Here is a 14,421-nt window from a genome sequence, read left to right on the forward strand (position 1 = left end):
GGCACCGGCGGCGTCGCGGGCGACGCCTCGGCGGCGGGCGTGGCCGCGGCCGCCGCGGCCGGCGTCCCGATCGCCCTGGCCGCCTTCGACCGCGCGGGCCGGGCCCTGGCCGCGGCCATCGCGGCCACCGCCACCCTCGTGGAGACGGACATCGCGGTCATCGGCGGGGGCGTCGCCGCCTCCGGCGACACGCTCTTCGGCCCGATCCGCAAGCACCTCGCCGCCTACGCCACCCTCTCCTTCGTGCAGGAGCTCCGGGTGGTTCCGGCCACCCTGGGCACGCACGCGGGCCTGATCGGCGCGGCCGCGGCGGCCACCATGCTGCTGCCGCAGGAGGCTACGGCTTGACCGAGCGGTAGTAGCGCCGCGCCCCCTCGTGCAGGGCGAGGGGATCGGTGTAGATCGCCGTCCGCAGGTCCACCAGCTGCGCCGCGTGCACCACGTGCCCGATGCCGTCGCGGCTGTGGATCACGGTCCGGGTGAACTGCTCGGTCAGCTCGGGGTCCGTCTTCTCCGTGGTCACCAGCAGGTTCGGCACCGCCAGGGTCGCCACCGAGCTGGTGTTGCGCGCCCGCGCGTACGCGTCCTGCGGCATCACCGCCGCCCGGTAGTAGCGCGCCGGGCTTCCCGTCCCCTGCAACTGCTCCACCAGATCGCCGAGCTGCACGAGCCGGATCTCGAACCGCTCCGACAGCTCGCGCACCGCGTTCGTGGGCAGGCCCCCGGACCAGAAGAACGCGTCGATCCGGCCCGCCTCCAGCTCCTGCGGCATGGTGTCGATGCCGATGGACACCGGGGTGATGTCCTTCGCCGGATCCAGCGTGGCCGCCGTCAGCAGCCGCTCCGAGATGAGCCGCACCCCGGATCCGGCCTGGCCGACCGCCACCCGCTTGCCGCGCAGGTCGCGCGCCGACTGCACCGGGGAGCCGGCGGGGACCACCAGCTGCACGTAGTCGTCGTAGAGCCGCGCGCACCCGCGCAGCGTGGTCGCGCCCGGCTTGCCGTCCTGCCGGTACTTGGCCACGGCGTCCGCCGTCGCCACCGTGAAGTCGGCCTCCCCTGCGGCCACCCGCTGGAGGTTCTGCTGCGAGCCCTCGCTGGTCTCCAGCCGCACCTTCACCCCGGGCATGTCCTGCCGCAGCTCCTGCTCCAGCAGCTGCCCGTAGCGGTGGTAGACGCCCGTGCGCACGCCCGTGCTGAAGGTCAGCTCGCCCTCGAGCTCCGGTTCCCCGAAGGGCTTGAGCCACCACACCAGGGCGGCGAGCACGGCGAGTACGGCCACCAGGGCCCGCAGGGCATGGCGCCTGCTGATCCGGGGCGGTACGAGAGGCATGGCCGCGATCCTGCCACCCGACCGCCGTCCTGTCACGGCGCGGCCCTGCGGAACCCGGCGCGGCCCTGCGGAACCCGGAGCGGCCCGCAGGGCCGGAGGGCTTCCGGGTACCGCCTACCCTTGTTGCATGACCAGCAGCGACCGGAGCCAGGCAGTGGACGTGAAGCGAAGCTACGAGGTGCGCACCTACGGGTGCCAGATGAACGTGCACGACTCGGAGCGGCTCTCCGGTCTGCTGGAGGACGCCGGCTACGTCCGCGCGCCCGAGGGCTCCGACGGTGACGCCGACGTCGTCGTCTTCAACACCTGCGCGGTCCGCGAGAACGCCGACAACAAGCTGTACGGCAACCTCGGCCGGCTGGCCCCGATGAAGACGAAGCGCCCCGGCATGCAGATCGCCGTCGGCGGCTGCCTCGCGCAGAAGGACCGCGACACGATCGTCAAGAAGGCCCCCTGGGTCGACGTCGTCTTCGGTACGCACAACATCGGCAAGCTCCCCGTCCTGCTGGAGCGCGCCCGCATCCAGGAAGAGGCGCAGGTCGAGATCGCCGAGTCGCTGGAGGCCTTCCCCTCCACGCTGCCGACCCGCCGCGAGTCCGCGTACGCCGCCTGGGTCTCGATCTCCGTCGGCTGCAACAACACCTGCACCTTCTGCATCGTCCCGGCGCTGCGCGGCAAGGAGGAGGACCGCCGTCCCGGCGACATCCTCGCCGAGGTGGAGGCCCTGGTCGCCGAGGGCGTCTCGGAGATCACCCTGCTCGGCCAGAACGTCAACGCCTACGGCTCCGACCTGGGCGACCGCGAGGCCTTCAGCAAGCTGCTGCGCGCCTGCGGCCAGATCGAGGGCCTGGAGCGGGTCCGCTTCACCTCCCCGCACCCGCGCGACTTCACGGACGACGTGATCGCGGCGATGGCGGAGACCCCGAACGTGATGCCGCAGCTGCACATGCCGCTGCAGTCCGGATCGGACCCGATCCTGAAGGCGATGCGCCGCTCGTACCGGCAGGACCGATTCCTCGGGATCATCGAGAAGGTCCGCGCCGCGATCCCGCACGCCGCGATCTCCACCGACATCATCATCGGCTTCCCCGGTGAGACGGAGGAGGACTTCCAGCAGACGATGCACGTGGTGCGCGAGGCCCGCTTCGCGAACGCCTTCACCTTCCAGTACTCCAAGCGGCCCGGTACCCCCGCGGCCGACATGGACGGGCAGATCCCCAAGGAGGTCGTGCAGGACCGCTACATGCGCCTGGTCGCCCTCCAGGAGGAGATCTCCTGGGAGGAGAACAAGAAGCAGGTCGGGCGCACGCTGGAGGTCATGGTCGCGGAGGGCGAGGGCCGCAAGGACGGCGCCACGCACCGCCTGTCCGGCCGCGCCGCCGACAACCGCCTGGTGCACTTCACGAAGCCGGACCAGGAGGTCCGCCCGGGCGACGTGGTCACCGTCGACATCACCTACGCGGCCCCGCACCACCTCCTGGCCGAGGGTCCGACCCTGACGGTGCGTCGCACCCGCGCCGGCGACGCCTGGGAGAAGCGCAACGCCGCCCCGGCCCAGCCCGCGGGCGTCATGCTCGGCATCCCGACCCTCGGCGTCCCGGCACCCCTCCCCGTCACGACGTCGGGCTGCGCGGTGCCCGACTCCAGCCCCGCCGGCGTTTGAGGCGCGGGGGTCCCCCCGGACGGAGTCTGGGGGAGGGTTTGGGGCGGAGCCCCAGGCTTGGAGCCGCACGGGGCTACTGGGGCGAGCCAATCCAGCCCCGCCGGCGTTTGAGGCGCGGGGTCTGGGGCGGAGCCCCAGGGGGGTGAACCCGCACCGGACCACCGGGCGAGCCACATCCAGCCCCGCCGGCGTTTGAGGCGCGGGTGTGGGGCAGCGCCCACGAAGGCACAGCGCAGCGGCCCAGACCCGCCCGAGCCGCGCTGGCGTTAGGCTGCGGATCATGCTCGTAGCCGCCGCCGTCTGCCCCGCCCCACCCCTCCTCGTGCCGGAGGTCGCCGCCGGCGCCGCCGCCGAGCTGGGCGATGCCCGCACCGCCTGCTCGGACGCGCTCGCCGTGCTCGCCGCCTCCCGGCCCGACCTGCTGGTCGTCGTCGGGGCGGCGCCCCGGGGCGGCGGGTACGACCAGGGCACCCCCGGGTCCTTCGCCGGCTTCGGCGTGGACCTGAGCGTGTCACTCGGACCCCTCCCCCAGGAGCCCGCCCCCGACGCCGCCGGGGGACCGCTGCCGACCTCCCTGGCGGTCGGCGCCTGGCTGCTGGAGCACGCCCGCTGGGGCGCCTCGCCGCTGGCCGGGGTCGCCGTCGCCGACCGGCTCGAACCGGCTGCCTGCGCCGTCCTCGGAACCGACCTCGCCCGTTCCGCCGAGCGGGTGGCGATGCTGGTCCTGGGTGACGGAAGCGCCTGCCGGACCCTGAAGGCCCCCGGCTACCTCGACGAGCGGGCCGCCGCCTTCGACGCGGCCGCCGCCCGCGCGCTGGGCGCCGCCGACGTGGCCGCGCTCGCCGCCCTCGACGCCGAACTCGCGGCCGAACTCCAGGCCGCCGGCCGGGCCCCCTGGCAGGTGCTGGCCGGCGCGGCCGAGGGCGCGGGCCTCGACGGGCGGCTGCTGTACGAGGACGCCCCGTACGGCGTGGGGTACTTCGTCGCCGCCTGGTCGTAGGACCGCGGCCACCCCCCGGGCGTCCGGGAACGCCGAAGGGGCGCGTAACCGGCCGGTGCCGGTTCCGCGCCCCTTCGGAGACCGTGTCAGGAAGCCGCCGGCGGCGTCGGCCCGCCGGGAGTGTCCTTGTGCGCGATCTTGCCCAGGGCGTCCTTCGCCTTGCCCTCGACGCTGGTGATCCGGTCGCTGTACTTGCCCTTGGTCTTGGTGTCCACGACCTTGGCGACCTTGTCCAGACCTTCGCCGATCCTGCCCTCGTGCTGTTGGGCGAGGTCGCCGACCTTGTCCTTCGCCGGAGCGAGCTTGGCCTTCAGATTGTCCAGCAGGCCCATGGGTCACCTTCCATTGGCGGGGTAGCTACGTACGGGCGCCCTCGCCGGCTTCGCTGTCCGCGGCCACCTCGGCCGACTGCTGCTTCGGAATCTCCACGGCTTCCACCGCCGGAGCCTCCGCGACAGCAGGCGCGGCCTCGGCCTCTTCGGCCGGAGCGGACTCCGCCGTCAGGGGCTCGGCCGCGACCTCCTCGGTCGCAACCTCGTCCTTACGACGAAAAAACCGATCAAAAACGCCCATGTCTACTCCCATAACGTTACTCGTGTGAGTGAAGTTCCGCCTTGGCCGGACCGGCCTCCGCCGGATACGGGCCGGGCGTACGCCGGGCACACGCCGGGCCGGAACCTCGCCAGGGCAACGACCCCGCCCCCGCCCCGTCACGTAACTCGATCGGGTACATGCCGTGTGGTTTGCGAGACTGGGGCGGTGAGCAAAGCAGCCCCCGCACCGCGGGTCATCGCAGTCGTGGGTCCCACCGCGGCCGGAAAGTCCGATCTGGGCGTCCACCTGGCCCGTCATTTCGACGGCGAAGTCGTCAACGCCGACTCCATGCAGCTGTACCGGGGGATGGACATCGGCACCGCCAAGCTGACGACCGAGGAGCGCGGAGGGGTCCCGCACCACCTCCTCGACATCTGGGACGTCACCGAGACCGCGAGCGTCGCCGAGTACCAGCGCCTGGCCCGGATCGAGATCGACAAACTGCTCGCCGAGGGCCGTACGCCCGTCCTCGTCGGCGGATCCGGCCTGTACGTACGGGGCGCCCTCGACGCCATGGAGTTCCCCGGCACCGACCCCGAGGTCCGCGCCCGCCTGGAGGAAGAGGCCACCCTGCGCGGCCCCGGCGCCCTGCACGCCCGCCTCGCCGCCGCCGACCCGGCCGCCGCCCGGGCGATCCTGCCCAGCAACGGCCGCCGCATCGTCCGCGCGCTGGAGGTCATCGAGATCACCGGCCGCCCCTACACGGCCAACCTGCCCGGCCACGAGTCCGTCTACGACACCGTGCAGATCGGCGTCGACGTGGCCCGGCCGGAGCTCGACGAGCGGATCGCGCTGCGCGTGGACCGCATGTGGGACGACGGGCTGGTGGACGAGGTCCGCGCGCTGGAGGCCCGGGGGCTGCGCGACGGAATCACCGCTTCCAGGGCGCTCGGCTACCAGCAGGTGCTGGCCGCGCTCGCCGGCGAGTGCACCGAAGAGGAGGCCAGGGCCGAAACCGTCCGGGCCACCAAGCGGTTCGCCCGCCGCCAGGACTCGTGGTTCCGGCGCGACCCCCGGGTGCACTGGCTCAGCGGGGGCGTCGCCGACCGCGGGGAACTCCCCGGACTCGCGCTGTCGTTGGTCGAACGAGCGGTTACAGCCTGATCACGTGATGGCATCGGGACGCCCCGGGCGCCCGTTCGGGGGTCGGCGGCGTGCCATCATCAAACTCCTGCGGGTGCGGTCACCGGCAGTGAATGGCGGCGTACTGAGTCCGAGTGGGGAGGGCGCGTGGCGATGGAGGCCGGCCCTCGTGACACCGGGCGGGACGACACCCGGCGGGAAGCGGACCCGAAGCTTCTCGACCGGCCGGAAGGTCCCGAAGCTTCCGGCGGCCCCGACGGTCCCGCGGGTCTCGGGCTGCCCGCCGACCCGGCGCGCCTGACCCCCGACGGACCGGACACACCGGACTCCGCGGAGGCCGAGGCCGCCGCCGGACCGGAGTTCGAGGTCGAACTGCGTCCGCAGCGCCGCCTGCGCCTGTGGCAGATCGCCCCCATCGTGCTGCTCGCCGCCGCCGGCTCGCTGATGTTCGCCTTCCCGCTCGCCTTCGAGTTCGGCGACGGCGGAGCCGTGGTCGCCATGCTCGGCTTCCTGATCAGCTGCTGCGCCGGCGGCTGGGGGATGATGGCCGCCCGCCGGGTGGGCTACACCTGGCCCGGGCTCCCGGCCCGGGGCAGCGGCCGCCGCCCCGACTGGCGCATGGCCGCGCTGTACGCCGTGGTCGCGCTGGCCGTCGTAGCACTCGCCGTGTACCGGGTCGCCCGGCTGCGCTGAGCCGGCCCTGACGGGCACGATGTCCGGCCACCGGACCGATCGGCGCCTCTGAGCAGGGGCTCGATACCATGGGCGGGTGACGCACACCAGCCTCTCCTTCCTCAAGGGCCACGGCACCGAGAACGACTTCGTGATCGTCCCGGACCCGGACAACGCCATCGAGCTGCCCGCGTCCGCCGTGGCGAAGCTGTGCGACCGGCGCGCCGGGATCGGCGCGGACGGCGTCCTGCACGTCGTCCGGTCCGCCGCACACCCCGATGCCGCGCACCTGGCCGGTGAGGCGGAGTGGTTCATGGACTACCGCAACAGCGACGGCTCCGTCGCCGAGATGTGCGGCAACGGCGTGCGCGTCTTCGCCCGCTACCTCCAGCACGCCGGCCACGTCGAGCCGGGTGACCTCGCGGTCGCCACCCGCGGCGGGGTCAAGCGCGTCCACCTCGACAAGAGCGGGAACGTCACCGTCTCCATGGGCCGCGCCGCGTTCCCCGAGGGCGAGGTCACCGTCAGCGTCGGGTCCCGGAGCTGGCCCGCACGCAACGTGAACATGGGGAACCCGCACGCCGTGGCGTTCGTTGAAAGCCTCGACGACGCCGGAAACCTGTACACCGCCCCGCCGTTCAGCCCGGCGTCCGCCTACCCGACGGGTGTCAACGTCGAGTTCGTCGTCGACCGCGGCCCCCGGCACGTCGCCATGCGCGTCCACGAGCGCGGCTCCGGCGAGACCCGCTCCTGCGGCACCGGCGCCTGCGCCGTCGCCGTGGCGGCCATCCGCCGCGACGGAGCGGACCCGGCCACCACCGGCGAACCGGTCACGTACACCGTCGACCTCCCCGGCGGCACCCTCGTCATCACCGAACACCCCGACGGGCAGATCGACATGACCGGACCGGCCGTGATCGTGGCCGCGGGCGAGTTCGAGCCGTCCTGGCTCACCGAAACGGCTTTCGCGTGAAGCTTCCCTCTAATGGGTGATCCGTTTCACGCTGAGCGAGAGGTGGACTGCGCCACGTGGTGGGGTCGGTAACATCAGGCACCGGCCCTGAGGGCTCACCCCATGCCCGCCACCGCCGGTCGAAGCCGCCGGAGGTGCCCATGAGTGCAGAGGCCACGAACCCCGAAGCACACCCCGAAGCGCGCCCTGAGCTCCGCAGACGGGGCCGGACCAGGCTCGATCTGCGCCGGCTCGGCCGCGCGGCGCTGCTCGGGCCCACGTCCCGAGACCGGCTTCCGGACGCCATCGGCCACGTCGCAGAGGCCCACCGCGCCCATCATCCGGACGCCGATCTGTCCATTTTGCGGCGGGCCTATCTGCTCGCGGAGACCTCGCACCGCGGCCAGATGCGAAAAAGCGGTGAGCCGTACATCACACATCCGCTCGCCGTCACCCTGATCCTCGCCGAACTCGGCGCCGAGACCACCACCTTGACGGCCTCTCTCCTCCACGACACCGTCGAGGACACCGACGTGACCCTCGATCAGGTCCGCGAGGAGTTCGGCGACGAGGTCTGCTTCATCGTCGACGGCGTCACCAAGGTCGAGAAGATCGACTACGGCGCCGCCGCCGAACCCGAGACCTTCCGCAAGATGCTCGTCGCCACCGGCAACGACGTCCGCGTCATGTCCATCAAACTCGCCGACCGGCTGCACAACATGCGCACCCTCGGCGTGATGCGCCCCGAGAAACAGGCCCGCATCGCCAAAGTCACCCGCGACGTCCTCATCCCGCTCGCCGAACGGCTCGGTGTCCAGGCCCTCAAGACCGAGCTGGAAGACCTCGTCTTCGCCATCCTGCACCCCGAGGAGTACGAGCAGACGCGCGCGCTCATCGCGGCCCACGCCGGGGAACGCGACCCGCTGCCCGCCATCTCCGACTCCGTACGGACCGTCCTGCGCGAGGCCGGCATCGCCGCCGAGGTGCAGATCCGGCCCCGGCACTTCGTCTCCGTACACCGCACCTCCCTCAAACGCGGCGAACTGCGCGGCTCCGACTTCGGCCGCGTCCTCGTCCTCGTCGGCGAGAACGCCGACTGCTACGCCGTGCTCGGCGAGCTCCACACCTGCTTCACCCCCGTCGTATCGGAGTTCAAGGACTTCATCGCCGTCCCGAAGTTCAACCTCTACCAGTCGCTGCACACCGCCGTCGCCACGCCCGAGGGCTACGTCGCCGAGGTCATCGTCCGGACCCGGCAGATGCACCGCGTCGCCGAGGCGGGCGTGGTGGCGCTGGGCAACCCGTACGCCACCGGGACGGCGGACGCCGCCGCCGACCCCGACGAGGAGCGGGTGGACCCGACCCGGCCCGGCTGGCTGTCCCGGCTGCTCGACTGGCAGCAGTCCGCGCCCGACCCCGACACCTTCTGGAGCGTCCTGCGCGCCGAGCTGGCCCAGGACCGGGAGATCACCGTGTTCCGGGACGACGGCAGCGCCACCGGCACGATCAGTCTGCCCGCCGGGGCCAGCTGTATCGACGCCGCCTACGCGCAGCACGGCGAGGCGGCCCACGGCTGTATCGGCGCCCGGGTCAACGGGCGCCTCACCTCCCTCTCCTCCCCGCTGTCCGACGGGGACACCGTGCAGCTGCTGCTCGCGCAGGACGCCTCCTCGGGGCCGGCCGCCGAGTGGCTGGACCACGCGCGGACGCCGGCCGCCCGGATCGCCATCAGCAGCTGGCTCGAATCCCATCCCGACCGCGCGATGGCCACCACCAGCGCCGCCCGGGCACCGCTGTCGGTGATCGGGGCCCGCGGTGGCGGGGGCAACGCCGTCGCCGACCTGCCGGACGCCACCGTGCGGCTCGCCGGATGCTGCACCCCCGTGCCGCCGGACGCGGTCGCCGGGTTCGTGGTCCGGGGCGGGGCCGTCACCGTGCACCGCATCCACTGCGCCGCGGTGGCGCAGATGCGCGCGGTGGGGCGCACCTCCGTCGCCGTGCACTGGCGGGCGACGGCGGACTGCCGGGTCACGCTGGTAGCCGAATCGTTCGGCCGCCCCCATCTGCTGGCCGACCTGACCGAGGCCATCGCCCGCGAGGGCGTCGAGGTCGTCTCCGCGACCGTGGAACCCCCGGTCGAGCAGCGGGTCCGGCACACCTACACCCTCCAGCTCCCGGACGCGGGCGGGCTGCCGGCCCTGATGCGGGCGATGCGGGACGTGCCGGGCGTGTACGACGTGAAGCGGGCGTAGCCGCCGCCGGGCCCCGGCGTTCCGCGGGAGGGCCACGGGCCCGCAGCCCCACCGGCGCGGCCCCCGGGGATCCGGCGGGCGGCCCGTGTGCGGTCCGCCGGCGTCAGCCGCGCGTAGGCCCGGTCGGCTCCGGAAGGCCCCGTTCGGGTGGACCCGTCGCGCGCCGTGCGCGGCCGTGCGGCGGCCCCTGGTAAGCGGTGGTGGATGCAGCTCACCTCCCCGCGCCTGCGCGCCTCCCTGCTCGCCGCGGCCTCCCTCACCCTCGTCGCCGCCGTGCTGCCCCCGCCGAAGCCGCTGGGCATCGGCGACCGGCTCTTCCCCGAGCTGGGGAACCCCGGGTACGACGTGCTCTCGTACGACCTGTCCCTCGCGTACAAGGACAACCTGAGCCCCCTCGACACGGTCACCGTCATCGACGCCCGCGCCCTCCAGCCGCTGGAGCGGATCAACCTCGACTTCGCCCACGGAAAGGTGGCGTCCGCCGAGGTCAACGGCGAGCCGGCGCGGTTCGAGAGCGCGGGGGAGGACCTCATCCTGACCCCGGCGCGGCCGGTCACGGCCAACGTGCCGCTGCACATCACCGTCCGGCACACCAGCGACCCGCGCGGCCGCGGGGACGGCGGCTGGGTGCCCACCGAGGACGGCCTGGCCATGGCCAACCAGGCCGATGCCGCCCACCGCGTCTTCCCCTGCAACGACCACCCCGCCGACAAGGCGTACTTCACCTTCCGGGTCACCGCCCCGGAGGGGCTGACGGTCGTCGCCAACGGGGTGCCGGCCCTCCCCGCCCTGCGCATGGGCGGCTCGACCACGTGGACGTACAAGACCCGGCACCCCATGGCCACCGAGCTGGCCCAGGTCTCGGTCGGCCGCTCCGCCGTCGTCCACGGCACCGGACCGCACGGGCTGCCACTGCGCGACGTGGTGCCCGCCGCCGACCGGCAGCGGCTGGACCCCTGGCTGAAGAAGACCGCCGGGCACATCGCGTGGATGGAGGAGCGGGTCGGCCGCTACCCCTTCGAGAACTACGGCGTGCTGATCGCGCGGGCGTCGACCGGCTTCGAGCTGGAGACGCAGACCCTCTCCCTCTTCGAGCACAGCCTGTTCTCCGGCGAGGGCTACCCCGAGTGGTACGTCGAGTCCGTGATGGTCCACGAGCTCGCCCACCAGTGGTTCGGCGACAGCGTCACCCCGCGGACCTGGTCCGACCTGTGGCTCAACGAGGGGCACGCCACCTGGTACGAGGCCCTGTACGCGGACGGGCTCGGCAAGTACTCCCTGGAGCGGCGCATGCGCGAGGCGTACCAGCGCTCCGACCAGTGGCGGGCGGCGGGCGGCCCCCCGGCCGCCCCGAAGGCCGCCGCCCCCGGCGAGAAGATCGGGCTGTTCCGGCCGGTGGTCTACGACGGGGCCGCGCTGATCCTCTACGCGCTGCGGCAGGAGATCGGCGTCCAGGCCTTCGACCGCGTCGAGCGGCGCTGGGTGGCGGACAACCGGGACGGGATCGCGGGCACGGCCGACTTCGTCCGGCTGGCCTCGGAGGAGGCGGGACGGGACCTCGGGCCCTTCCTGGAGCCCTGGCTGTACGGGAAGACCACCCCGGCGATGCCCGGGCACCCGGAGTGGAGCGGGAAAAGGGTGTGACCGCCGGGGAACGGGCATGTCACCATCGACGGGGCCGCTCGGGGAATCCCCGGGCGGTGTGACACGTTGGACGTGACAGCTAACGTGCCGGTCAATGGGCCGGTTAACGTGTCCGTGCTATTCGAATCGACGTAAGGATCCAATGACCTCCTCTTCTTCCTCCCAGGACGCGCGGGACGCACAGGACGCACAGGACGTGCGCGACTCGCAGAGCTTCACCGAGAGCCTTCGGGCCGATGCCCTGATGGAAGAGGACGTCGCCTGGAGCCACGACATCGACGGAGACCGCGACGGCGAGCAGTTCGAACGCTCCGAGCGCGCGGCCCTGCGCCGCGTGGTCGGCCTCTCCACCGAGCTCGAAGACGTCACCGAGGTCGAGTACCGACAGCTCCGCCTGGAGCGTGTCGTGCTCGTCGGTGTCTGGACCTCCGGCACGGTGAACGACGCCGAGAACTCCCTCGCGGAGCTCGCCGCCCTCGCCGAGACGGCAGGTGCCCTCGTACTCGACGGCGTGATCCAGCGCCGCGACAAGCCGGACCCGGCCACCTTCATCGGCTCGGGCAAGGCCCGGGAACTGCGCGACATCGTCATGGAGAGCGGCGCCGACACCGTCGTCTGCGACGGCGAGCTCAGCCCCGGCCAGCTCATCGCCCTCGAAGACGTCGTCAAGGTGAAGGTGGTCGACCGGACCGCCCTCATCCTGGACATCTTCGCCCAGCACGCCAAGTCCCGAGAGGGCAAGGCACAGGTCGCGCTCGCGCAGATGCAGTACATGCTGCCGCGCCTGCGTGGCTGGGGTGCCTCGCTGTCCCGGCAGATGGGTGGCGGCGGCGGTGGCGGCATGGCCACCCGAGGTCCCGGTGAGACCAAGATCGAGACCGACCGGCGCCGGATCCGCGAGAAGATGGCGAAGATGCGCCGGGAGATCGCGGAGATGAAGACCGGCCGCGACATCAAGCGGCAGGAACGACGCCGCAACAAGGTGCCCTCGGTCGCCATCGCCGGCTACACCAACGCCGGAAAGTCCTCGCTGCTCAACCGCCTCACGGGCGCGGGCGTGCTGGTGGAGAACGCGCTGTTCGCCACCCTCGACCCGACCGTGCGCCGGGCCGAGACGCCCAGCGGCCGGATCTACACCCTGGCCGACACGGTCGGCTTCGTCCGGCACCTGCCCCACCACCTCGTCGAGGCGTTCCGCTCCACGATGGAGGAGGTCGGCGACTCCGACCTCATCCTGCACATCGTGGACGGCTCGCACCCGGCGCCGGAGGAGCAGCTGGCGGCCGTGCGCGAGGTCATCCGCGAGGTCGGCGCGGTGAACGTGCCCGAGATCGTGGTGATCAACAAGGCGGACGCGGCGGACCCCCTCGTCCTCCAGCGCCTGCTGCGGATCGAGCGGCACTCCATCGCCGTCTCGGCGCGCACGGGCCTGGGCATCGAGGAACTCCTCGCGCTCATCGACACCGAGCTGCCGCGTCCCGAGGTCGAGGTGGAGGCCCTCGTGCCGTACACCCGCGGCTCGCTGGTCGCCAAGGCGCACGCCGAGGGCGAGGTGATCTCCGAGGAGCACACCGCGGAGGGCACCCTGCTCAAGGTGCGGGTCCACCAGGAACTGGCGGCGGACCTGGCTCCGTACGCGCTGGCGAAGCAGTAGCCGGTAGCGGGTAGCCGCTGGTCGGCAAGGACATGAACGACCGAGGGCCCCCTGCGACGCAGGGGGCCCTCGGTCGTCAACCGACGTGGGTTACTTGAACTTGCCGCTCACGGCGTCGAAGATGCCCTTCGCCTCCGGGCCGAGCCGCGGACCGGCCAGCCAGCCCGCCTTGGCGGGGCCGATCGAGGTGTTCGACACCAGCGCCGGCTTGCCGTCCGCGCCCGCGGCCACCCAGCCGCCGCCGGAGGAACCGCCGGTCATGGTGCAGCCGATGCGGTACATCACCGGGTCACTCGCGTTCAGCGACAGCCGGCCCGGCTTGTCCGTGCACTGGTAGGCCTTCTGCCCGTCGAACGGGGCCGCCGCCGGGTAGCCGGTCGCCGTGATGCCCGCGACCTTCGGCACGGCCGGAGCGTTGAACTCCACCGGGAGCGCCGAACCGACCGTCTCCTCCAGGGACTTGCCGCTGCCCTTCTCGGGCGTCACGTGCAGCACCGCGAAGTCGTACGGGGCACCCGCGCCGCCGGTCGGACCGCCGGTCGCGATCCACTGGTTGGAGGTCTGCGCCCAGTCGCTCCACCACACGCCGTACGGGGCCACCTGCTCGCGCGGCGCGCCCTTGAGCTGCGCCGCCGGCTTGCCCGCGTTGTTGTAGGACGGCACGAAGGCGATGTTGCGGTACCAGCCGCCGGACTTGCCCGCGTGCACGCAGTGGCCCGCCGTCCAGACCATGTTGGACTTGCCCGGGTGGGCCGGGTCCTTGACCACGGTCGCCGAGCACACCATCGAGCCCTCGGGCCCGTCGAAGAAGACCTTGCCGGACTCCGGAACGCTCTGGTGGTAGGGCGCGTTCGCGGCCTTCGCGCTCACCGGAGCCGGGGTCGGGTCGGTGACGCCCTGGTCCTTGCCCGCGTCCGGGTCGACGGACGGGCGCTGGGGCTGCTCGGCGTCGCGCATGCGGTCCGGGTCCCACAGGCCCTCGATGATCGGGTTGATGTAGTCGCCCGCCTCGCGGAGCCAGTCCTCCTTCTTCCAGTTCTTCCACTCACCCCCCTTCCACTTCTCCAGGTCGAAGCCGTGCTGCTTCAGCTTTTCCTTGAGCTGGTCCGGGATCTTGACCCCGTCCGTGCCCGGAAGGCTCGCCGCCACGGTGGGCTTGGCGTCGCCGCCGGCCTCCCCGTCGCCGGGGCCGCAGGCCGCGGCGGTCAGCGCGAGCGCGGCCGCGCACAGGATCGCGGTGACCGGTCGGTTCGGTCGCATGTCGTTCGTCCCCCTGGTGGATTCGAGGCGTGGAGTGCAGCCCCCCACTATGCCGCTGAGGTTGGGGACGGCACAGCCCGGGCTGTGGTTCCTGGGTCTCGGCCCTTGGCGGGCAAGGATCTTGGGCCCACCCGTGATCCCGCGCCGTCACCGTCGTTGGTACGTACGGGGGATGGGGGAGCAGCGTTGGTGTTCGAGGCGCAATCCGGAAGAGAAATCCGTGCGGGAGGACGACACTCGTGGCTTTGACCGAGCCGGCCGCGGCCGCAGCCGCGGCGCAGATCCCCCTCCAGGTACCGGCGCAGGGAGGCCGT

General features: G+C 72.6%; 13 protein-coding genes. 9 read left to right on the forward strand and 4 right to left on the reverse strand.

What is annotated here, in order from left to right; genetic code table 11:
• Positions 1-348 (forward strand): ROK family protein (locus tag ACFWBN_RS09450; RefSeq protein WP_385173115.1); only part of this gene is annotated, 348 nt, incomplete at its 5' end.
• Here the strand turns inward: ACFWBN_RS09450 and ACFWBN_RS09455 are convergent.
• The gene (locus ACFWBN_RS09455; RefSeq protein ID WP_385173117.1) at positions 338-1,333 is read right to left on the reverse strand and encodes a TAXI family TRAP transporter solute-binding subunit; all 996 of its coding nucleotides are present in this window, start codon (positions 1,331-1,333) and stop codon (positions 338-340) included. The two genes, ACFWBN_RS09450 and ACFWBN_RS09455, sit on opposite strands and share 11 nt — an antisense overlap.
• Before the next feature lie 127 nt (positions 1,334-1,460).
• On the opposite strand from ACFWBN_RS09455, the gene miaB reads away from it, so the two are divergent.
• The gene (gene miaB / locus ACFWBN_RS09460; RefSeq protein WP_385173119.1) at positions 1,461-2,996 is read left to right on the forward strand and encodes a tRNA (N6-isopentenyl adenosine(37)-C2)-methylthiotransferase MiaB; all 1,536 of its coding nucleotides are present in this window, start codon (positions 1,461-1,463) and stop codon (positions 2,994-2,996) included.
• Positions 2,997-3,276: 280 nt separating this feature from the next.
• Positions 3,277-3,996 (forward strand): hypothetical protein, encoded by a 720-nt coding sequence (locus tag ACFWBN_RS09465; protein ID WP_385173122.1) that lies wholly within the window; start codon positions 3,277-3,279, stop codon positions 3,994-3,996.
• 86 nt (positions 3,997-4,082) lie between these two features.
• On the opposite strand, the gene ACFWBN_RS09470 is transcribed toward ACFWBN_RS09465, so the two are convergent.
• Together ACFWBN_RS09470 and ACFWBN_RS09475 are read right to left on the reverse strand one after the other, a co-directional pair.
• A complete protein-coding gene (locus ACFWBN_RS09470; protein WP_385173125.1) occupies positions 4,083-4,328 on the reverse strand; it encodes an antitoxin in 246 nt (81 codons plus the stop codon).
• A gap of 25 nt (positions 4,329-4,353) precedes the next feature.
• Complete coding sequence (locus ACFWBN_RS09475) at positions 4,354-4,569, reverse strand: gliding motility protein (RefSeq protein ID WP_385173127.1); 216 nt, start codon at positions 4,567-4,569, stop codon at positions 4,354-4,356.
• Between the two features lie 186 nt (positions 4,570-4,755).
• Between ACFWBN_RS09475 and miaA the strand changes: the two genes are divergently transcribed.
• From miaA to hflX, 6 genes are all read left to right on the forward strand, one after another.
• A complete protein-coding gene (miaA, locus tag ACFWBN_RS09480) occupies positions 4,756-5,694 on the forward strand; it encodes a tRNA (adenosine(37)-N6)-dimethylallyltransferase MiaA (RefSeq protein WP_385173131.1) in 939 nt (312 codons plus the stop codon).
• A gap of 126 nt (positions 5,695-5,820) precedes the next feature.
• Positions 5,821-6,366, forward strand: coding sequence for a hypothetical protein (locus ACFWBN_RS09485; RefSeq protein ID WP_385173133.1), 546 nt, complete (start codon positions 5,821-5,823; stop codon positions 6,364-6,366).
• 76 nt (positions 6,367-6,442) lie between these two features.
• Positions 6,443-7,318, forward strand: coding sequence for a diaminopimelate epimerase (dapF, locus tag ACFWBN_RS09490; RefSeq protein ID WP_385173136.1), 876 nt, complete (start codon positions 6,443-6,445; stop codon positions 7,316-7,318).
• A gap of 140 nt (positions 7,319-7,458) precedes the next feature.
• Positions 7,459-9,549 (forward strand): RelA/SpoT family protein, encoded by a 2,091-nt coding sequence (locus tag ACFWBN_RS09495; RefSeq protein ID WP_385173139.1) that lies wholly within the window; start codon positions 7,459-7,461, stop codon positions 9,547-9,549.
• A 204-nt stretch (positions 9,550-9,753) separates the two neighbouring features.
• The gene (locus ACFWBN_RS09500; RefSeq protein ID WP_385173142.1) at positions 9,754-11,193 is read left to right on the forward strand and encodes a M1 family metallopeptidase; all 1,440 of its coding nucleotides are present in this window, start codon (positions 9,754-9,756) and stop codon (positions 11,191-11,193) included.
• 142 nt (positions 11,194-11,335) lie between these two features.
• Complete coding sequence (gene hflX / locus ACFWBN_RS09505) at positions 11,336-12,847, forward strand: GTPase HflX (protein WP_385173145.1); 1,512 nt, start codon at positions 11,336-11,338, stop codon at positions 12,845-12,847.
• Between the two features lie 90 nt (positions 12,848-12,937).
• Here the strand turns inward: hflX and ACFWBN_RS09510 are convergent, their stop codons facing one another.
• A complete protein-coding gene (locus ACFWBN_RS09510; RefSeq protein WP_385173147.1) occupies positions 12,938-14,107 on the reverse strand; it encodes a trypsin-like serine peptidase in 1,170 nt (389 codons plus the stop codon).
• Positions 14,108-14,421 lie beyond the last annotated feature (314 nt).

Source organism: Streptomyces sp. NPDC059989, assembly GCF_042736975.1.
Lineage (GTDB): Bacteria > Actinomycetota > Actinomycetes > Streptomycetales > Streptomycetaceae > Streptomyces.

Coding starts and splice junctions, on each gene's coding strand:
- ACFWBN_RS09510 (WP_385173147.1), bottom strand. CDS start 14,107: ATGCGACCGAACCGACCGGTCACCGCGATCCTGTGCGCGGCCGCGCTC.
- ACFWBN_RS09455 (WP_385173117.1), bottom strand. CDS start 1,333: ATGCCTCTCGTACCGCCCCGGATCAGCAGGCGCCATGCCCTGCGGGCC.
- hflX (WP_385173145.1), top strand. CDS start 11,336: ATGACCTCCTCTTCTTCCTCCCAGGACGCGCGGGACGCACAGGACGCA.
- miaB (WP_385173119.1), top strand. CDS start 1,461: ATGACCAGCAGCGACCGGAGCCAGGCAGTGGACGTGAAGCGAAGCTAC.
- ACFWBN_RS09495 (WP_385173139.1), top strand. CDS start 7,459: ATGAGTGCAGAGGCCACGAACCCCGAAGCACACCCCGAAGCGCGCCCT.
- ACFWBN_RS09475 (WP_385173127.1), bottom strand. CDS start 4,569: ATGGGCGTTTTTGATCGGTTTTTTCGTCGTAAGGACGAGGTTGCGACC.
- ACFWBN_RS09470 (WP_385173125.1), bottom strand. CDS start 4,328: ATGGGCCTGCTGGACAATCTGAAGGCCAAGCTCGCTCCGGCGAAGGAC.
- ACFWBN_RS09465 (WP_385173122.1), top strand. CDS start 3,277: ATGCTCGTAGCCGCCGCCGTCTGCCCCGCCCCACCCCTCCTCGTGCCG.
- ACFWBN_RS09500 (WP_385173142.1), top strand. CDS start 9,754: ATGCAGCTCACCTCCCCGCGCCTGCGCGCCTCCCTGCTCGCCGCGGCC.